General features: G+C 44.0%; 13 protein-coding genes. 6 read left to right on the top strand and 7 right to left on the bottom strand.

Annotation, left to right across the window (positions count from 1 at the left end; all coding sequences use genetic code 11):
- Positions 1-103 precede the first annotated feature (103 nt).
- Entirely contained in the window at positions 104-1,138 is a 1,035-nt protein-coding gene (locus AC3WJJ_RS20000; RefSeq protein ID WP_492543436.1) for a YeiH family protein, read from the top strand.
- Positions 1,139-1,271: 133 nt separating this feature from the next.
- Here AC3WJJ_RS20000 and AC3WJJ_RS19995 read toward each other — a convergent pair whose 3' ends face one another.
- Both AC3WJJ_RS19995 and AC3WJJ_RS19990 read right to left on the bottom strand, forming a co-directional pair.
- Positions 1,272-3,320, bottom strand: a complete 2,049-nt coding sequence (locus AC3WJJ_RS19995; RefSeq protein ID WP_492543435.1) for a putative bifunctional diguanylate cyclase/phosphodiesterase — start codon at positions 3,318-3,320, stop codon at positions 1,272-1,274.
- Between the two features lie 151 nt (positions 3,321-3,471).
- The gene (locus AC3WJJ_RS19990; protein ID WP_492543434.1) at positions 3,472-4,173 is read right to left on the bottom strand and encodes a Na-translocating system protein MpsC family protein; all 702 of its coding nucleotides are present in this window, start codon (positions 4,171-4,173) and stop codon (positions 3,472-3,474) included.
- 591 nt (positions 4,174-4,764) lie between these two features.
- Between AC3WJJ_RS19990 and AC3WJJ_RS19985 the strand changes: the two genes are divergently transcribed.
- The 3 genes from AC3WJJ_RS19985 (at position 4,765) to AC3WJJ_RS19975 (ending at position 7,087) form a co-directional block, all read left to right on the top strand.
- The gene (locus AC3WJJ_RS19985; RefSeq protein ID WP_492543433.1) at positions 4,765-6,219 is read left to right on the top strand and encodes an alpha-amylase; all 1,455 of its coding nucleotides are present in this window, start codon (positions 4,765-4,767) and stop codon (positions 6,217-6,219) included.
- 73 nt (positions 6,220-6,292) lie between these two features.
- Positions 6,293-6,472, top strand: a complete 180-nt coding sequence (locus AC3WJJ_RS19980) for a CsbD family protein (protein WP_492543432.1) — start codon at positions 6,293-6,295, stop codon at positions 6,470-6,472.
- A gap of 132 nt (positions 6,473-6,604) precedes the next feature.
- The gene (locus AC3WJJ_RS19975; protein ID WP_492543431.1) at positions 6,605-7,087 is read left to right on the top strand and encodes a glutathione peroxidase; all 483 of its coding nucleotides are present in this window, start codon (positions 6,605-6,607) and stop codon (positions 7,085-7,087) included.
- A 16-nt stretch (positions 7,088-7,103) separates the two neighbouring features.
- Here AC3WJJ_RS19975 and AC3WJJ_RS19970 read toward each other — a convergent pair whose 3' ends face one another.
- The 5 genes from AC3WJJ_RS19970 to AC3WJJ_RS19950 all read right to left on the bottom strand — a co-directional run bounded on the left by AC3WJJ_RS19970 (position 7,104) and on the right by AC3WJJ_RS19950 (position 12,167).
- The gene (locus tag AC3WJJ_RS19970; RefSeq protein WP_492543430.1) at positions 7,104-7,835 is read right to left on the bottom strand and encodes an HAD family hydrolase; all 732 of its coding nucleotides are present in this window, start codon (positions 7,833-7,835) and stop codon (positions 7,104-7,106) included.
- A gap of 98 nt (positions 7,836-7,933) precedes the next feature.
- Positions 7,934-8,863, bottom strand: coding sequence for a dihydrodipicolinate synthase family protein (locus AC3WJJ_RS19965; protein WP_492543429.1), 930 nt, complete (start codon positions 8,861-8,863; stop codon positions 7,934-7,936).
- 45 nt (positions 8,864-8,908) lie between these two features.
- Complete coding sequence (locus AC3WJJ_RS19960; protein ID WP_492543428.1) at positions 8,909-9,784, bottom strand: carbohydrate ABC transporter permease; 876 nt, start codon at positions 9,782-9,784, stop codon at positions 8,909-8,911.
- A gap of 12 nt (positions 9,785-9,796) precedes the next feature.
- A complete protein-coding gene (locus tag AC3WJJ_RS19955) occupies positions 9,797-10,693 on the bottom strand; it encodes a carbohydrate ABC transporter permease (RefSeq protein WP_422658749.1) in 897 nt (298 codons plus the stop codon).
- A gap of 85 nt (positions 10,694-10,778) precedes the next feature.
- Complete coding sequence (locus AC3WJJ_RS19950) at positions 10,779-12,167, bottom strand: ABC transporter substrate-binding protein (protein WP_492543427.1); 1,389 nt, start codon at positions 12,165-12,167, stop codon at positions 10,779-10,781.
- Positions 12,168-12,388: 221 nt separating this feature from the next.
- Between AC3WJJ_RS19950 and AC3WJJ_RS19945 the strand changes: the two genes are divergently transcribed.
- Positions 12,389-14,059 (top strand): response regulator transcription factor, encoded by a 1,671-nt coding sequence (locus tag AC3WJJ_RS19945; protein ID WP_492543426.1) that lies wholly within the window; start codon positions 12,389-12,391, stop codon positions 14,057-14,059.
- On the top strand, positions 14,056-15,858 hold the full coding sequence (locus tag AC3WJJ_RS19940) for a cache domain-containing sensor histidine kinase (RefSeq protein ID WP_492543425.1): 1,803 nt from the start codon (positions 14,056-14,058) through the stop codon (positions 15,856-15,858). The genes AC3WJJ_RS19945 and AC3WJJ_RS19940 overlap by 4 nt, the downstream gene beginning before the upstream one ends.

Below are 15,858 nucleotides of genomic sequence, written 5' to 3'. Positions count from 1 at the left end.
AAGTTATTGCTTATTATAACCATTATAATGATTTATTTTTCTTATTCTAGGAATTAAGCTACGATGGGTTTAGGCCAACCGAACATATCGGAGGTTATAACGAATGAACAAGACACAGGATCAAGCACTACCGAAGCCTAACCCTAGCCCTAAGTTTAGTAAAGCTACTTCAATGCTTGGCGGGATCGGCTTCACCTTTCTAATCGCTCTTATGGGCTACGGATTATCCTTCGTCCCTAAACTCAGTGTTCTGGGACAGTTGGCGTGGGCCATTCTCATTGCCGCATTGTTTCGTCAGGTCTTTGGATATCCAGAAGCGCTGCGTAGCGGCATTCAATTCACAGCCAAGAAGTTGCTCAGGCTTGCCATCATTCTATACGGACTCAAACTCAACATCGCTATCGTATTCAGCCAAGGACTCGGACTTCTGTTACGTGATGTCGTAGTCATAGTGTTCGCAATTCTGGTGACCATGCTTTTGGCAAAATGGTTAAAAGCAGACGGCTCCCTGTCCCTTCTTCTCGGTATTGGAACCGGAGTCTGCGGCGCAGCAGCAATCGCGGCCGTATCACCGATCCTGAAAGCCAAAGATGAGGATACGGCACTCGGCGCTGGAATCATCGCCTTCATCGGAACTGTGTTCGCCGTTGTCTACACACTTCTCCAGCCTTATCTACCGCTTACGGAATCCCAATATGGCATATGGTCCGGTATTAGTCTGCATGAGCTAGCTCATGTCGCCTTAGCGGCTGCTCCTGCAGGAGAAGATGCGCTTGCAGTTAGCCTTTTAGCCAAGCTCGGTCGGGTATTTCTTCTTATTCCTTTAAGCCTCATCTTAATGTACTGGATGCGGCGTACCGGACGAATTGAGAAGGGTTCTAAGCTGGAATTCCCATGGTTTCTACTCGGATTCATCGCTTTGAGTATCGTTGGCAGCATAGAATTGAACGGCCAACCCATGATTCCAACAGGTCTAAAAAGCGGAATTGCAAATTCGGCATCCTTTATCCTTTCAATGGCCATGGTCGGCCTAGGACTTAATATTCACATTAAATCGCTTCGCAAAGCATGGCGTCCCCTCCTTGCCATGACCATCACTTCAATCCTGCTCGCAGTACTTAGTTTCTGGATGGCCTAACACATGAATCTTACGAGTAAGGGATAAGTGATAGCTTAGAAATCAAAAGGTCAACGGCTGACCTCACATGAGGAGGCCAAAATGACCAGCATAAAGAAGAGCAAGGTAAACCCACTTCCAAGTAAAAGTGAGGTTACCTTGCTCTTTTGTTATCTTGTTCTAACTTAATAGAAACACCACCAGCAAGTAGCCAGTGTCCAAGAGCATCCACTCCCATAGGCTTGCCAAAATAATAACCCTGCATGACATAACAACCGCAGGACTTTAGAAATTCCATTTGTTCTCTTCTCTCTACACCTTCAGCTACAATATTCAGATTTAGATTTTTGGCAATAGCGATAATATTGTTGATGATGGCCTGTTTATCGAGCATATCGCTCTTCTCAATAAATATTCTATCGATTTTAAGCGTATCGACAGGCAGCTCTCCCAATCGTCCAAGCGAAGAGTAGCCAGTACCGAAGTCATCGAGGGAGAAGCTAATTCCTTTTGATCGAATACGTTTGATCTGTTCAACCATCCCCTCCATATTCATCATGGCGGTGGATTCTGTTATTTCCAACTCTAAATATCTAGGCGATAGTCCGCTATCCAGTAGAGCCTCGTCTACCATAAGTCCCAGCATCCCACTCTCCAGTACCTGACTCGAAATATTAACGGAAATAGGAACTGTCGCTAACCCCGCTTCCTGCCACAGCAAATTCTGACGGCAAACAGAGAACAATACCCACCGAGTAATTGTTAGAATACTTCCGTTCTCTTCTGCAATTGGGATGAATTCTACTGGCGATACCGGGCCAAGCTCGGAATGCTTCCAACGAAGTAAAGCCTCCATACCCGACAATTGATTGCTTGAAATATCCCACTTGGGCTGATACACAACTTCAAATTCATGGTGCGCTAGCGCTTTTTGTAAGTCTTTTTCCAGACGAAGTCGTCTCGTTTGCTTCTTCACCATATGATCATCGAAAAATTTGAATCCGTTCTTACCGGAACTTTTCATATAATACATTGCTGAATCCGATGCCTTGATTAAGGATAATCGATCTGTACCATGCTCAGGCGAAAGACTGATCCCAATACTAGCTGTTATATACAGCTCATGTTCTTCTACATAAATAGGTTGCTGCACCACATCAAGCAGCTTCTGAGCAAATGCAGCTGCACTAGTCCGTGATCCTTTCGGCAGAATACCCAAGAACTCATCACCACCGAGTCTGTACATCAGCGCACTTGATCCTGCGCATTGCACGAATCGCTCTGCAACTTCTTGAAGCAGTATGTCACCAAAATCATGTCCGAGGGTATCATTAACCGTCTTAAACCGGTCCAGATCAATAAATAATACAGCTCCTTGCCAGGAGTTACTCAATTGGTTATCCATGTCTCTAACCAATCCATACCGATTCGGTAGACCTGTCAGCGCATCGTGATATGCCATCTTCTCCAGCACATGCCGATCAAAAAATAACGCAATCATCGATACAGCCAATATAATAAAGGTTGCTACAGATACTCCAAGAAGTAAAAACCCTCCATAGTCATGCTCTTCGACCCTAATCATAGAATCCTTATGGTGAATTTCTACAGCCAACATCCCCGTATAGTGCATACCCGAAACCGCCATACCCATAAGTACTGCGCTGTAAACCTTCCAGCGACTAAAGTTAGGTATATGTCGGAATCTCCGGAACAGAAGAAGCGAAGCATTGGAAGCCATGAGTGCTATCAGTGTGGATAACCCCTGTAACGATCGATTATATGTAAGTGTTCCCTCCATACGCATAGCTGCCATCCCCATATAGTGCATGAGCACGACACCTATTGCCATACATAGTCCTCCGAGAAGTAGCTTCCTAGTATCTGCGTCCGGATCTGAAGCAATATAAAAAGCAATTAGCGATCCGCCGATGCTAACCAATAAAGACAGCACTGTTATACCCGAGTTATAAGTTACCGGTAAACCGAAATGAAATGCTAGCATACCAATAAAGTGCATGGACCAGATACCTAAGCCCATCACGCTTGACCCTGCGAGAAGCCAGATCCATCTGCTTCGTCCACGAGTTCTATATATTTTCCCTGCTATGTTAAGAGCTGAATAGGAGGCACAAATGGATATAACTACCGATAACAATACAATCCACCCATTATAGTGACCCTGAAACGGTGTCAGACTCATCTTGGACGCCCTCTTTACGTTTAAATATCAGTTTATATTTACTCGTGAACTAGTATAAGGGAACCCTTATGGAAAGAAAAGAAAAACCACCGGAAGGATATCGTCTCACGCCTCATCCGGTGGCCTTTCGCATTACCTAGTTGTCTATAACCTACGACTTTGAAGAAGTAACTAACACGATAATACTTTTGTCGAGTTCATAATTCCAATCCACAAAAATATCAAGAATCGGTCGGTTCAAAATCTGTTCGAAACCGGCATTGTTATATAACGAGTTCTTCTCTAAATTTCGTTTCACTTCTTTAAGAAGTTCTTTATGCCCAAGCCGAATAAACTCCTTTTCGATCGGTACCAGAATACCTTCCCTCACAAACAGCAGTGTCCGGTTATTCATCTCATATGAATAAAGACGATCAGGCGCTTTCTGCGCCTGTTCACTAATGAGCCTGACCTCCTGTTCTAACTTCTCTTTATCGCTGTAATCCTCCCGAATCTCGGAATCATCAACCAGACGTTCAGGACATAGAATGGTAATCATGCCTGATTGATTCTGAAGCGCCCAGTCATAATATATTTCCGAGGGAATAATTCCGGTCAATTGCTGAATGAACCCCAAAACCTCTGGATTAACCATCTGCATCAATTTATCCCGCATTTGATTTATGATGATTACATGATCCTGCTGGAGCAGAATCCGTTCCGAGGGGGTTAGGAAATTTCTTAAGTATATCGTGATGTATTCCCCGCCGATTGAGACGAGGACCGATTCGGGTCCTTTGCCAAAATGCTCCCTTAGGAGCTTACCTGTATAACTCGCTATGAGTTGCTGAAATTGATGTATTGTCTGATTCATGGGATATGACTCGTCCATTGCTTACTCCTTATCTTTTGAAGGTGCTAATATTCATATAGAAATGAACGAATACTCCGACCCCTCCTAACTTAAGACGTATCATGAGCGGCGTACGCCGCCGCAGTTGTCACCTAGGATTCCGAACTTCTACTCCGTTTAGAATATATTGGAAATAAAAAATGGCCTAACTCTCCCTTGCGAGAAAAGTTAGGCCATGAAAGTGACTTTTATTCTAGATAGAATAGATTCACCCATTTACCTGATTATATATTCACGAGTATATGTAGCTCATATCCCGAAATGTTAGACTGCAGATCAATTCGATTCTATGAAAACTTAAAAGCAGGTTTTGCGTTAAACAACCGGAATCTATTATATCACAGACACTCAGGCAAAAAAAGGGCATATTATCTGAAATTAACTACACCTTGAGTGAATGTCATTTTTATCTGTAAATTGGGCAAAATAATAGTGATCCCACTCTATAATACATAGGAAAGTTTAACTCTCTCTACTTCGTGGGTAACTAGATCTATAGAAGATAGCTTCATATACAAGTCATAGATTCATATTATAGAGGAGATGGGATCATTGGAAAGAAATCATACCATCATGCAGTTTTTTGAGTGGCACGTTAAAGCGGATGGGTCACATTGGAAACGACTTAAAGAGGCTGCACCTCAGTTAAAGCAAGTAGGGATTAATTCGGTATGGATTCCTCCCGTTACCAAGGGACAATCTGCAGAGGACACGGGTTATGGCATATACGATCTTTACGATCTCGGTGAATTTGATCAAAAAGGGACCGTTCGAACGAAATATGGTACGAAAGAGGAGTTAATCGAGGCAATTCAGACATGTAAAGCTAACGACATTGCTGTCTATGTAGACCTTGTCATGAATCACAAAGCAGGTGCAGATGCCACAGAACGCTTCCAAGTCATACAAGTGGATGAAATGGACCGAACCAAAGATATATCGAAACCTTTTGAAATCGAAGGCTGGACCAAATTCACATTCCCTGGGCGGGGTGATACATACTCATCCTTCAAATGGAACTTCAATCATTTTAATGGTACAGACTACGATGCGAGCCAAGACCGCACGGGTATCTTCCGCATCATTGGCGAGAATAAGTCTTGGAGTGAGAATGTTGATAATGAATTTGGTAACTACGATTATCTGATGTTCGCAAACATTGACTATAGTCACCCAGATGTCCGCCGTGAAATGACGGATTGGGCCAAATGGATGGTCGATACATTGCAATGCAGTGGATTCCGCCTTGATGCTATTAAACATATCAATCACGATTATATAAAAGAATTCGCCTCCGCAATTAAGGAATCGTACGGAGAATCCTTCTATATGGTCGGTGAATTCTGGAACCCAGAGCTCGACGCTTGCCGAAAATTCCTCGACACCATTGATTATAAGATCGACTTGTTTGATGTATCTCTTCATTATAAGCTGCATGCTGCATCCAAAGCAGGAAGAGATTACGATCTTCGTAAGATCTTAGACGACACTCTCGTTCAATCTCACCCGATGAATGCGGTCACCTTCGTGGACAATCACGATTCACAACCTCATGAATCACTGGAATCATGGGTAGAGGATTGGTTTAAGCAGAGCGCTTACGCCTTAATCCTACTACGTAAAGATGGCTATCCTGTCGTATTCTACGGTGATTATTATGGAATCGGCGGGGAAACTCCTGTGCCTGGCAAACAAATCGCCATCGATCCGCTGCTCTACGCCCGTTATCATAAGGCTTATGGTAAGCAGGAGGATTATTTCGATCATGCCAATACGATTGGCTGGGTACGATTTGGAGTTCCTGAGATTGAAGGATCTGGATGTGCGGTCGTGATCTCCAATGGTGATGAAGGCAGCAAGCGGATGAATGTAGGCACTGAGCGAGCAGGAGAAGTTTGGGTTGACCTCACCAATACTCGAGAAGATCATATTACTATTGGCGAGGATGGATTTGCTGTCTTTCCCGTGAATGGTGGTAGTGTATCGGTATGGGCCTTAAATACTTAATTGATAAGCTTGTTTGGATCATAGGCAGTGCGGGTAATTACTTGTATCCTAATACGAATTGGAGATGTTAATCATGAGTAATTATAATGGACTCGGAGATAAGATCAAAGGCGGCGTTTCCAAAGCGAAGGGCGAAGTAAAGGACCAAGTCGGGAACGCTACGAACAATAAGTCGATGCAGGCTGAGGGTAAAGTGGACAAAGCCAAAGGTGAAGTTCAACAAAAAGTCGGCGAGGTTAAAGATAAGCACTAAGCTAAGCCGACACATATATAATGAACCCCCGGTCTCTGAGGCCGGGGGTTTTGAATTCGAATTATAGATGAAACTGTGTAGAATAGAAATCGTATACTCTTTTATCAAATGATATAGAAGGAGCTTGTGCCCATGTCTATTTATGATTTCGAGGTTACTACGATTAACGGTAGTCGTCAGAAGCTAGAAGCGTACAAGGGTCAGGTCATTCTGATCGTCAATACGGCAACCAAATGCGGGTTCGCCCCTCAGTTCAGGGGCTTGGAAAAACTGCACGAATCATACCACGATAAGGGTCTGGCTGTGCTCGGGTTCCCTAGCAGTCAGTTCATGAATCAGGAGCTTGAGAACGATACGGATATCGCTGAGGCATGCAAATTGAACCATGGTGTCACTTTCCCTCTATTCTCCAAAATTGACGTCAATGGAGAAAGTGCACACCCGCTGTTTACATATCTGTCCTCCGAAGCTCCAGGTGCGCTCGGTACCAAGCGTATCAAATGGAATTTTACCAAATTTCTAGTAGACCGAGACGGAAAGGTTGTTAAGCGATTTGCTCCAACAGATACACCAGAGAAGATCGAAGCGCACATCAAAGAATTGCTCGGAAATTAAACTCCATTAGAGCGTGTTAGAGCTGGGCTTTCAAAATTTCGCCCAGCTCCGCGTAGCTCGCTACGGTATAATGCGGACGATGCTCCGTCTCTGGCTCTATACCCCGGTGATTAAACCAGATCATGCTCCAGCCTGCTTCCAAAGCGCCAATTACATCATTCCGCCATGAATCCCCGATATAAAAGCTATGCTCTGGACTTGTTCCTGTGATCTCATTCACATAAGCAAAAATACGCTTGTCTGGTTTATCCCAGCCAACGGCTCCCGATATAAATAACCGATCTTCTGGGATGATGTCCCCCAGATTCATCGCTGCAATTTTGTTCATCTGATGCTGAAGGGGGCCATTCGTAATTAAACCAATAATATGACCATCCGCTGCCAGCTGCTGAAGCAATTCACGTGCGCCATCAAACATCTGAATGTCATACTGACATCCGATATATGCTGCTTGCATTTGATTCGCTTGATCCGAACTGAGATCGATATCAAATTCCTCTAAAGCAAGTTGAAAGCGGCGTCTTCTCATCTCCTCCACTGCAAGATCATACGCTGCCGAACCTGCACCGCCCAGCTCCAAAGACAATATGTCACTATAATATCGCAGCCTGTGATAAGCTGCTTCATACGGAAAATCGCCCGCAGGGCGGGCAATCTCATCCACTGCTCTCCGAAAGGGAGTCAGATGGTCATATAATGTATCATCCACATCAAAAAAAACAGCTTTCTTATGTTCATGTAAAGGCAATGGTCTTCCCTCTTTCTGGTCTGTTTCATCTCCTACCTTTCTATTGTAGTCCACCTCGCCTAAGGCCTCAATGTCTTGGGTCTACAACCACGCCTACATTATGCTTCCACAGTCGACTCACACGCTTGATTTACATACTGCTGAATCTTACCTGCGAGTACAGAGATTCGATCATCATCTTTACGCTCCACAGGAAGTAGCGGAAGCCTTGCCTCACCACAATCGACACCCTGATGCCGCAGAATCGCTTTGCAAGCTCCATAAAGTGACGGATAGGACAGCAGCTCATTAATGATTTCATTGACTTTATACTGCCAAGCCCGTGCTTCATCCATCTGTCCATTCTTATAACATGCTTCAATCTTGAGGAACAGCTCCGGCATAACCCCATATGTACCACCAATACCGCCATCAGCACCGATACTCCGTCCGGCTAAATACTGCTCATCTGGGCCATTAAGGACGAGGAAATGATCTCCACCAGCTTCCTTAAATTGCTGGAGTTCATAAGTGCTCTCTGATGAGATTTTGACACCAATGACTTTGTCTTGTGCAGCCATTTTAGTTAACAGAGACTTCGAGAGATGGAACCCGGTCGTCTGTGGGATATGATAAATAATGAATGGCAGCGCAGTACTATCAATCATAGCTTGCCAGTGGCTCTCTACACTATTCGGTGACAGTCTATAATAGATGGATGGTACGGCAGAAATAGCGTGTGCGCCTACGGATTCGGCATGCTGCGCAAGCTCAACACTCTCACGCGTTGACGGTGCACCCACATGGGCAATAATCGTTAAATCGCCAGCAACCTCCATCACAGCCTCAAGAACAAGTTTGCGTTCCTCCGTTGTTTGGAGCATCCCTTCTCCGCTGCTTCCTCCTACATACAATCCTTTCACGCCTTTGTTTATATAATGACGAACAAGCTGCTTCACGCCTTCTTGATGAATATCCCCATTCTGATCGTAACATGCATACATAGCTACGATGATCCCTTTGAATGCATCTAAGTTATACGTTGCCACAGATAATCCCGTCCTTTTAAATTCAATTTGTATTAATGTATGATCTTAACCTTTCACAGCACCCATGGTAATCCCTTGTGTAAACGCCTTTTGGAACAACAGGAAGATCGCAATCATCGGCAGAGATGCAAGCGCAGCACCCGCCATAATGACACCATAGTTGGTTGTGAACTCTCCTTGTAATGTGGCGATACCCAGCGGCAATGTCATCATCGGTGTTGAACGGGTCATAATCAGTTGACTGAAATAGTCGTTCCAGGAGCCAATGAAGGTGAAGATTGCCAAGGCTCCAAGAGCCGGGGTCAACAGTGGAAGTACAATTGTAGAGAACATCCGCACTTCGGAGCAGCCGTCGATTTTGGAAGCCTCCAATACCTCACTCGGAATGGTCTGGGAGAACTGCTTCATTAAGAAGACACCGAAGGGCCATCCGATGGCTGGAATGATCAAACCGCGATATGTATTGACCCACCCGAAGTCAGCAAGCATCGTGAAGAGAGGTACTAGAATAACTTGTTTAGGAAGGGCCATTGCGGCTACAAACATCGTGAATATAATTCTCCGGCCTGGGAATTGCTTCTTCGCAAGTACATAACCCGCAAGGGAAGCCACGAGACAGACGGCAATCATCTCGACGAAGGAGATGAAGAAGCTGTTGAACGTCCATCGCCATACTGGATTCCGAAACAACTCTTCCCAGTTGGAGAGTGTAGGCTGGAGCGGAAACCATTCTGGCGGAATTTGTGTAGCCACCGTCTGACGCTTGAAGGCCCCCGTGATGATCCAATAAAAAGGAAAGATAAAGAATATCGTTAAAAAGATTAGTAGTGTGTTTGACAGGATTGAACCAACGCTCCACTTTTTTAAACGCTTGGATTTAGGGCTTCCTGTGCTCAGCCCAACTTGTAATGGTGAACTCATCGTTTTATCCTCCTAGTACTCCACATCGCTGCCAAGGTATTTAAATTGGATGATGGATATTATGCCTATCACTACAGCGAGTATAATTCCCATGGCGGAAGCCATGCCAAAGTTTCCAAGCTTGAATGCCTGTTCATATACACCATACATAACCGTTGAGGTGCTGTAGTATGGACCTCCTGAAGTAAGCAACTGGATGAGAGCGAAACACTGGAACGTATTAATCGTGGTGATTACGATAATATAGAGATTGGTCGGCATTAACATCGGCCAAATAATTTTCCTGAATATTTGCCAGGAGGAAGCCCTGTCGATCTGAGCTGCTTCAATATAAGAGCTTGGAATATTGCCCAGGGATGCGACATACAGAATAATCGGCTGTCCTACTGAGGTTGTGATCAATACCGCAATGATGGATAGCAGGGCCGTCTTTGGGTTTCCTAACCACGAGATTGGATCTGCTCCGAACATACCAGTCAGGTAATTGAGCACACCGTAGTTTGGATGGTAGATCCAGCCCCATACCACAGTAATACTTACAACGGAAGAAACGGCAGGTAAGTAGAACACACCTCTGAAAAATGAACGTGAAGCTTCTTTTTTACGATAAATGGTCATCGCGACAAAGATTGAAAATACGATAACAATTGGAACAGCAATCAATACTAATAATGAGGTGTTCCACAGCGATTTTAAGAAGTTTTCATTCTGAAATAGGTGAATATAGTTATCTAGCCCTGTAAATTCAAATTTTCGCAGAGAATAATTGAAGAAGCTGATGTAAATCCCCTTAAGCATCGGATAGGCTACAAAGATAATGAAAAAACCGAATGCCGGAAGCAAAAACAAATAACTCATCATCCAGTCACGCACCATGCCTGGACTCGCCTTACGGATCTTAGTCTCCATGATCGTTTCCCTCACTCCATATCTTGTTGAAAGGAGTAGCACTCATCTACTCGTGCTACTCCGAACAGTTGGATATTATATATACTTATTTTCCAGCGTCAGCTTTTGCTTTCGTAATGGCTTCATTCGCATTTTTAGCAAATGTATCAAGTGCTTCTTTACCTGATGCTACACCAAGCAGAGCACGTTGCAATTCAGGGAACCAGAACGTACGAACCTCAGCCCAACCATCAACGATTGTTGGAGGATCTGTGTAGAACTCACGTGCTTTTTCCGCATATGCATACTCAGGATCATCATACAGACCTGTGATGGAGTTACGTGCAGACAATCCACCTGTTTGGATCAGGTTCTTCTTACCCCACTCTTCATCATTCGCAATGAAATCAACAAGTTTCTTCGATGCAGCAATCTTATCTTCGTTACCGTTGTTGAATACAGCCATTCCGCCGAGGTACGGCTCCAATTGTGGTTTAGCACCGTCAATCGTTGGGAAAGGCAGCAAGATGTCTTCAAACGGTTCTTTTTTGAGTGGATTATTCTGCGCTCTTAGAACCGGTGAATAGTTAATGGAGAATGCCAATTTACCTTGAAGGAACATATCGTTTACATCAGCAGCTGTTAGAGACTCGGAACCCGATATAATCAGCTTGTCTTTCACACCTTTAACGATCCAGTCCAAAGCTGCTCCTGTTTTATCTGTGTTAATTGCAACTTGTGCATAATCTTCAGTGAAGAAGCGGGAATTACCCAGGTTAGCAAGATATGCTCTTGTACCTTGGTCGCCAGCTTGGCTCTTGGCAAAGAATCCAGAAGGAATAACGTCTGGAGCTTTTTCCTTAACGGCTTTAAGCGCTGTCTCATACTCTTCCAGTGTCCAAGTACGATCCGGACGATCAAGAGGAAGCAGATCAAGTGCATCGATTTTCTCAAAAATCGTTTTGTTAACACCCATCATGAATGGAGCCGTGTTAATTGGATACATATAGGTTGTGTCACCAACCATCGACTGCTTCCACAGTGCAGGTGAAATGTCATTTCGAACTTCATCAGTGACCATATCATCAAGCGGGGCAAGCAAATCTTTTTTCGCCCAATCCAGAATCCGTCCTGGTGCATCGTAAATGACATCTGGAGCTGTATTCGATGCGATGGCAACATTCAGCTTTTCTGGACCTGCTTCAAACGTAAGCATCTCCAAGTTGACCTTAATTTCAGGATGCTTCTTGTTGAAAGCTTCGATAATCTGTTTCTCATACTTACCGGCTTCTCCGTCTAACGGCTGGAAGCTAGGAAAGTTCCACCATGTAATTTCTACGTTCTTCGGTGTTTCTTTCTGCTCTGCCGGAGGAGTTGTCGTACCAGGTTCTTCGTTCTTTGGTTGTTCTGCTGTTTTGGATCCGCATGCCACGAGAGATGATCCAATCAGCACGATGCTCAGTGCCGTCATGAGTCCTTTTTTAAACGCTTTCATTTCTTGCCCCCTCAATATTTAGTAGTCTATAATGTGATGCGCTTACATTTATCATTGTAAGTTGCTATTAATCTTTGTGAAATACCCTTAATTTTACTTTCATACCTCATATTTGACCTAGTCCCCTATTCCTTTCCATCCCTCGTCTGCAAAATATGTTGTACCGTCCTCTACTCTTCCGATACAATAACTACTAAACTGAGATGACGGAGGCTTGGATCATGTATAAACTACTGATTGTCGAGGATGAGCCTTTAATCCGTAAAGGATTAACCAAGTATTTTGACTGGGAGGAGCTTGGGTTTCATCTTATCTATGAAGCGGAAAATGGTACTGAGGGCGTTCAAGTAGCTCTGCAAGAGCAACCTGATCTTGTCATTACAGATATAAGAATGCCACTGATGGATGGACTAGAAATGATAGAGCAGCTCCGTGAGAAGCTACCTACTACCCTGTTTGTCATCTGGTCTGGTTACAATGAATTCTCTTATGCACAGAGGGCTCTTCGGCTCGGCAACGTATTGGCTTATCTATTAAAACCTCTACAATATCAGGAGAGCATGAAGACCATTCAGGATTGCATAGCACTGCTTGAGAAGAGACGTAAAGAACAAGAGAACCTATTAGCACTTGCCCACGAATCAGAGGATTATGTTCATCTCAAACGGAGTCAAATCGTGAAATACTTACTAGAAGATCGTAATCTATCAGAGACTGCTGAACATGAGCTGCGCGAAGAATTAAGTGCTTATATAGATAAGTATAAAGGGTTCAAGCTTCAGCCCATTGTCCTGTCCTATATACCCGCTTCATCTCCGGCTCTAAAAACGAGAGCATGGTGGCGACAAAATGCCGAACGAATTCTAACCTCATTGCTAACCCACACTCACGCATCTACCGACATCCCGCCACCCTTTTTAAGCTATCTCAATCACTCAAAATTGTATGCGTTTACAGTTGTAGGTGAATCCGAGTATTACCCTCCTTATCTAGGATCAGACAGACGAGATAAGCTCACGGCTATTCTTCATCAAGAAGGCGCTTTTAATCAGGTTCATCTGTATCTGTCCATAGGACCGCTAGCTGAAGATTTCAAGATGCTCTCCTCTCTGCTTGTACAGACGGATAAAGCACTATTCGAGCGTTTCCATCCAGCGGGTGGATCTATTTTTGAGGTGAAACATTCTAACCTAAATCTTATAAAAGGAACACAACTCTCCCTCACTGACCAGGATAAGGTCAAATTTCTAGCCTGCTTAGAGCAACATGATGCTTCACCGTTAAAAGAGTTCCTGCATCGTATAGCTGTGGAGGCCGAGTCAAAAGTCGGGCAGTATGTCCAGGATCAGTGGCTTCCTTATATACAGGAGATCATTACTGTTGCGATGCGATTTGCAAGTAAACACGGATTAAATATGGAGGAACGGTACCACGAGAAACTGCTGCACCTCACCTTCTTGGATGACTTCGATTCGATGACAGCGATGTTTGATTGGTTATCTCACTGGATGGTTCAGCTTCAAGTTGAAGCGCAGCAATCCAGCGGAGAGGAAGAGTCACTAGACGGGGCTATTTTCGAGCGTATTGAAGAGTTTATTATTCAACATATAGATCAAGACGTTACACTGCAGATGGTAGCGGATCAATTCTTCTATAACCCTTCTTATCTAAGCCGGTTGTTTAAAACCAAGCTGAATAAGAACTATATGACCTTTGTTACCGAGATCAGAATCGAGTTCGCCAAGCGATGCTTGCTGCAATCCAAGACGTTAATGACCGACGTCTGCCATATGTGTGGATATACGAGCTATAAACATTTCGTAAAAATGTTTCGTAAATTCACCAACATGACACCCACAGACTACCGTAAAAAAATGGGGATGATCGATTGAAGAGTCCATTTGGCATTCATAAATTATTTTATAGAAACCATTTAAACACGCAGATTTTTGCGCTTATGATCCTAACGATTACCATTCCCCTTATCATTATCTCGGGTATCATTTACTATGTATCTCTACAGACGGTAAAGGCAGAGTACAAGAACAGCTCCGACCTCATTCTGAACAACCTCTCCTTCAATATCGATCAGTATTTACAAAGTATTGAAAAGGGAACCTTATATGCTCATCTCGATGGGCAGCTCCAGAATGCGCTTGAGAATTGGAATCGAAACCCCCAGATCGATCAGACGATTACCTATCAGTCCGTCATTCAACACTTTATTGGCACACTCGAAATGACGATCAAGAATGTAAACAGCGTACAAATCTATGCAGGCCATCAATTGTTCTACTCCGCCAACTTCAATCGTTCAGATATTAACTATGATGACTTCGAACAGGATGAATGGTACCAAAAGACGTTAGAGAAAAAGGGCGGCATTGTCATTTTCGGTACGCATACTCCTTTTTACAATAAAAAGTCTACGGAGAAGGTTCTCTCCATTGCACGGGTCATCAACAAAACGGGCGAAAAACAGCCACTAGGCGTACTTCTTGTTGATATCAGACTCGATTCTTTAAGTGAAATTCTGAACCTATCGGAAAACACCGAACGGAATTTCATTATTACAGATCCATCCGGCTCAATCATCTACGCTTCTAAGGACATGGATATTTCGAATCCGCTTGAAATCGATAACCAGATGTTTGATAAAGTCCTAGATGAGCCATCCGGTAGCTTTACTACACCTTTCGAAGGCCATAATTCGTTCTTTAACTTTGTAACCTCTCCCTATTCCGGGTGGAAGGTCATTCAGTACATGAATGAGAAAGAAGTGACCCGTAGCTCAGCGCTTCTTGGCAAGATGATGCTTGGACTTGCCATTGGGTCGATTGGAATGGCTGTACTGTTCATGATTCTGATGTGGCATCGTGTTACGAAACCGATCATTTTTCTGAAAAGACAAGTCGAAAAGGTCGGCTCTGGCAATTTCGATGTGGAGCTGGGAAGCTCACGAAAGGACGAATTTGGTGTGTTGTATCAAGGACTTCGGCGTATGGTGGAAGAGCTGCAGAACTATATTGAACGCTCCTCGAGGGCTCAGGTCCAGCAGCGTGTGGCTAGACTTGGGGCGCTGAAAAGCCAGATCAATCCCCATTTCCTCGCGAATGCTCTTGAATCTGTTCAAATGAAAGCAATCATTAACGGGGAGCGTGAGATTGGAGAAATGGTTGGTACGCTCGGGCAATTATTCCGTATTCACACCCAGATGAGCAAGACGATTATCCCACTGCATCAGGAACTGGAGCATATTCGCTTATATGTGAAAGTGCAACAGATGCGTTTTGGCGATAAAATTCAATATGAAGAGCATGTACTAAAAGAGACGGAATCCCTTCAAGTGCTGCATTTCTCACTTCAACCGCTCGTGGAGAATGCCATTATTCATGGTCTAGAGCGTCAAGCAGGTCCGGGTCTGCTTGAGATTTCTACGGATCGACTGGACAATCAGATGCTTATTACGATCCGCGATCATGGTGTTGGCATGAGTACAGAACAGCTTCAATCTTTACGCGATCGGCTCAAGAGTCACAATGAAAATGATGATAGCCATATCGGACTCGTCAATGTCAATGAGCGTATTCGTCTTCATTATGGGGAACAGTACGGCATTTGTCTGGACAGTGTACTAGGCGAAGGAACGACCATTACCATTACGATGCCTGCCCTTCCGTATCAACCCTGA

This window comes from Paenibacillus sp. FW507-14B1B, from assembly GCF_058781425.1.
The sequence above is the reverse complement of the archived record's forward strand: the minus strand, read 5'-3'. Positions and strand labels throughout refer to the sequence as shown.

What these genes read in the sequence shown, in the direction of transcription:
- AC3WJJ_RS20000 (WP_492543436.1), top strand. Translation starts at nt 104, where the DNA reads ATGAACAAGACACAGGATCAAGCACTACCGAAGCCTAACCCTAGCCCT.
- AC3WJJ_RS19995 (WP_492543435.1), bottom strand. Translation starts at nt 3,320, where the DNA reads ATGAGTCTGACACCGTTTCAGGGTCACTATAATGGGTGGATTGTATTG.
- AC3WJJ_RS19990 (WP_492543434.1), bottom strand. Translation starts at nt 4,173, where the DNA reads ATGAATCAGACAATACATCAATTTCAGCAACTCATAGCGAGTTATACA.
- AC3WJJ_RS19980 (WP_492543432.1), top strand. Translation starts at nt 6,293, where the DNA reads ATGAGTAATTATAATGGACTCGGAGATAAGATCAAAGGCGGCGTTTCC.
- AC3WJJ_RS19975 (WP_492543431.1), top strand. Translation starts at nt 6,605, where the DNA reads ATGTCTATTTATGATTTCGAGGTTACTACGATTAACGGTAGTCGTCAG.
- AC3WJJ_RS19960 (WP_492543428.1), bottom strand. Translation starts at nt 9,784, where the DNA reads ATGAGTTCACCATTACAAGTTGGGCTGAGCACAGGAAGCCCTAAATCC.
- AC3WJJ_RS19955 (WP_422658749.1), bottom strand. Translation starts at nt 10,693, where the DNA reads ATGGAGACTAAGATCCGTAAGGCGAGTCCAGGCATGGTGCGTGACTGG.
- AC3WJJ_RS19950 (WP_492543427.1), bottom strand. Translation starts at nt 12,167, where the DNA reads ATGAAAGCGTTTAAAAAAGGACTCATGACGGCACTGAGCATCGTGCTG.
- AC3WJJ_RS19945 (WP_492543426.1), top strand. Translation starts at nt 12,389, where the DNA reads ATGTATAAACTACTGATTGTCGAGGATGAGCCTTTAATCCGTAAAGGA.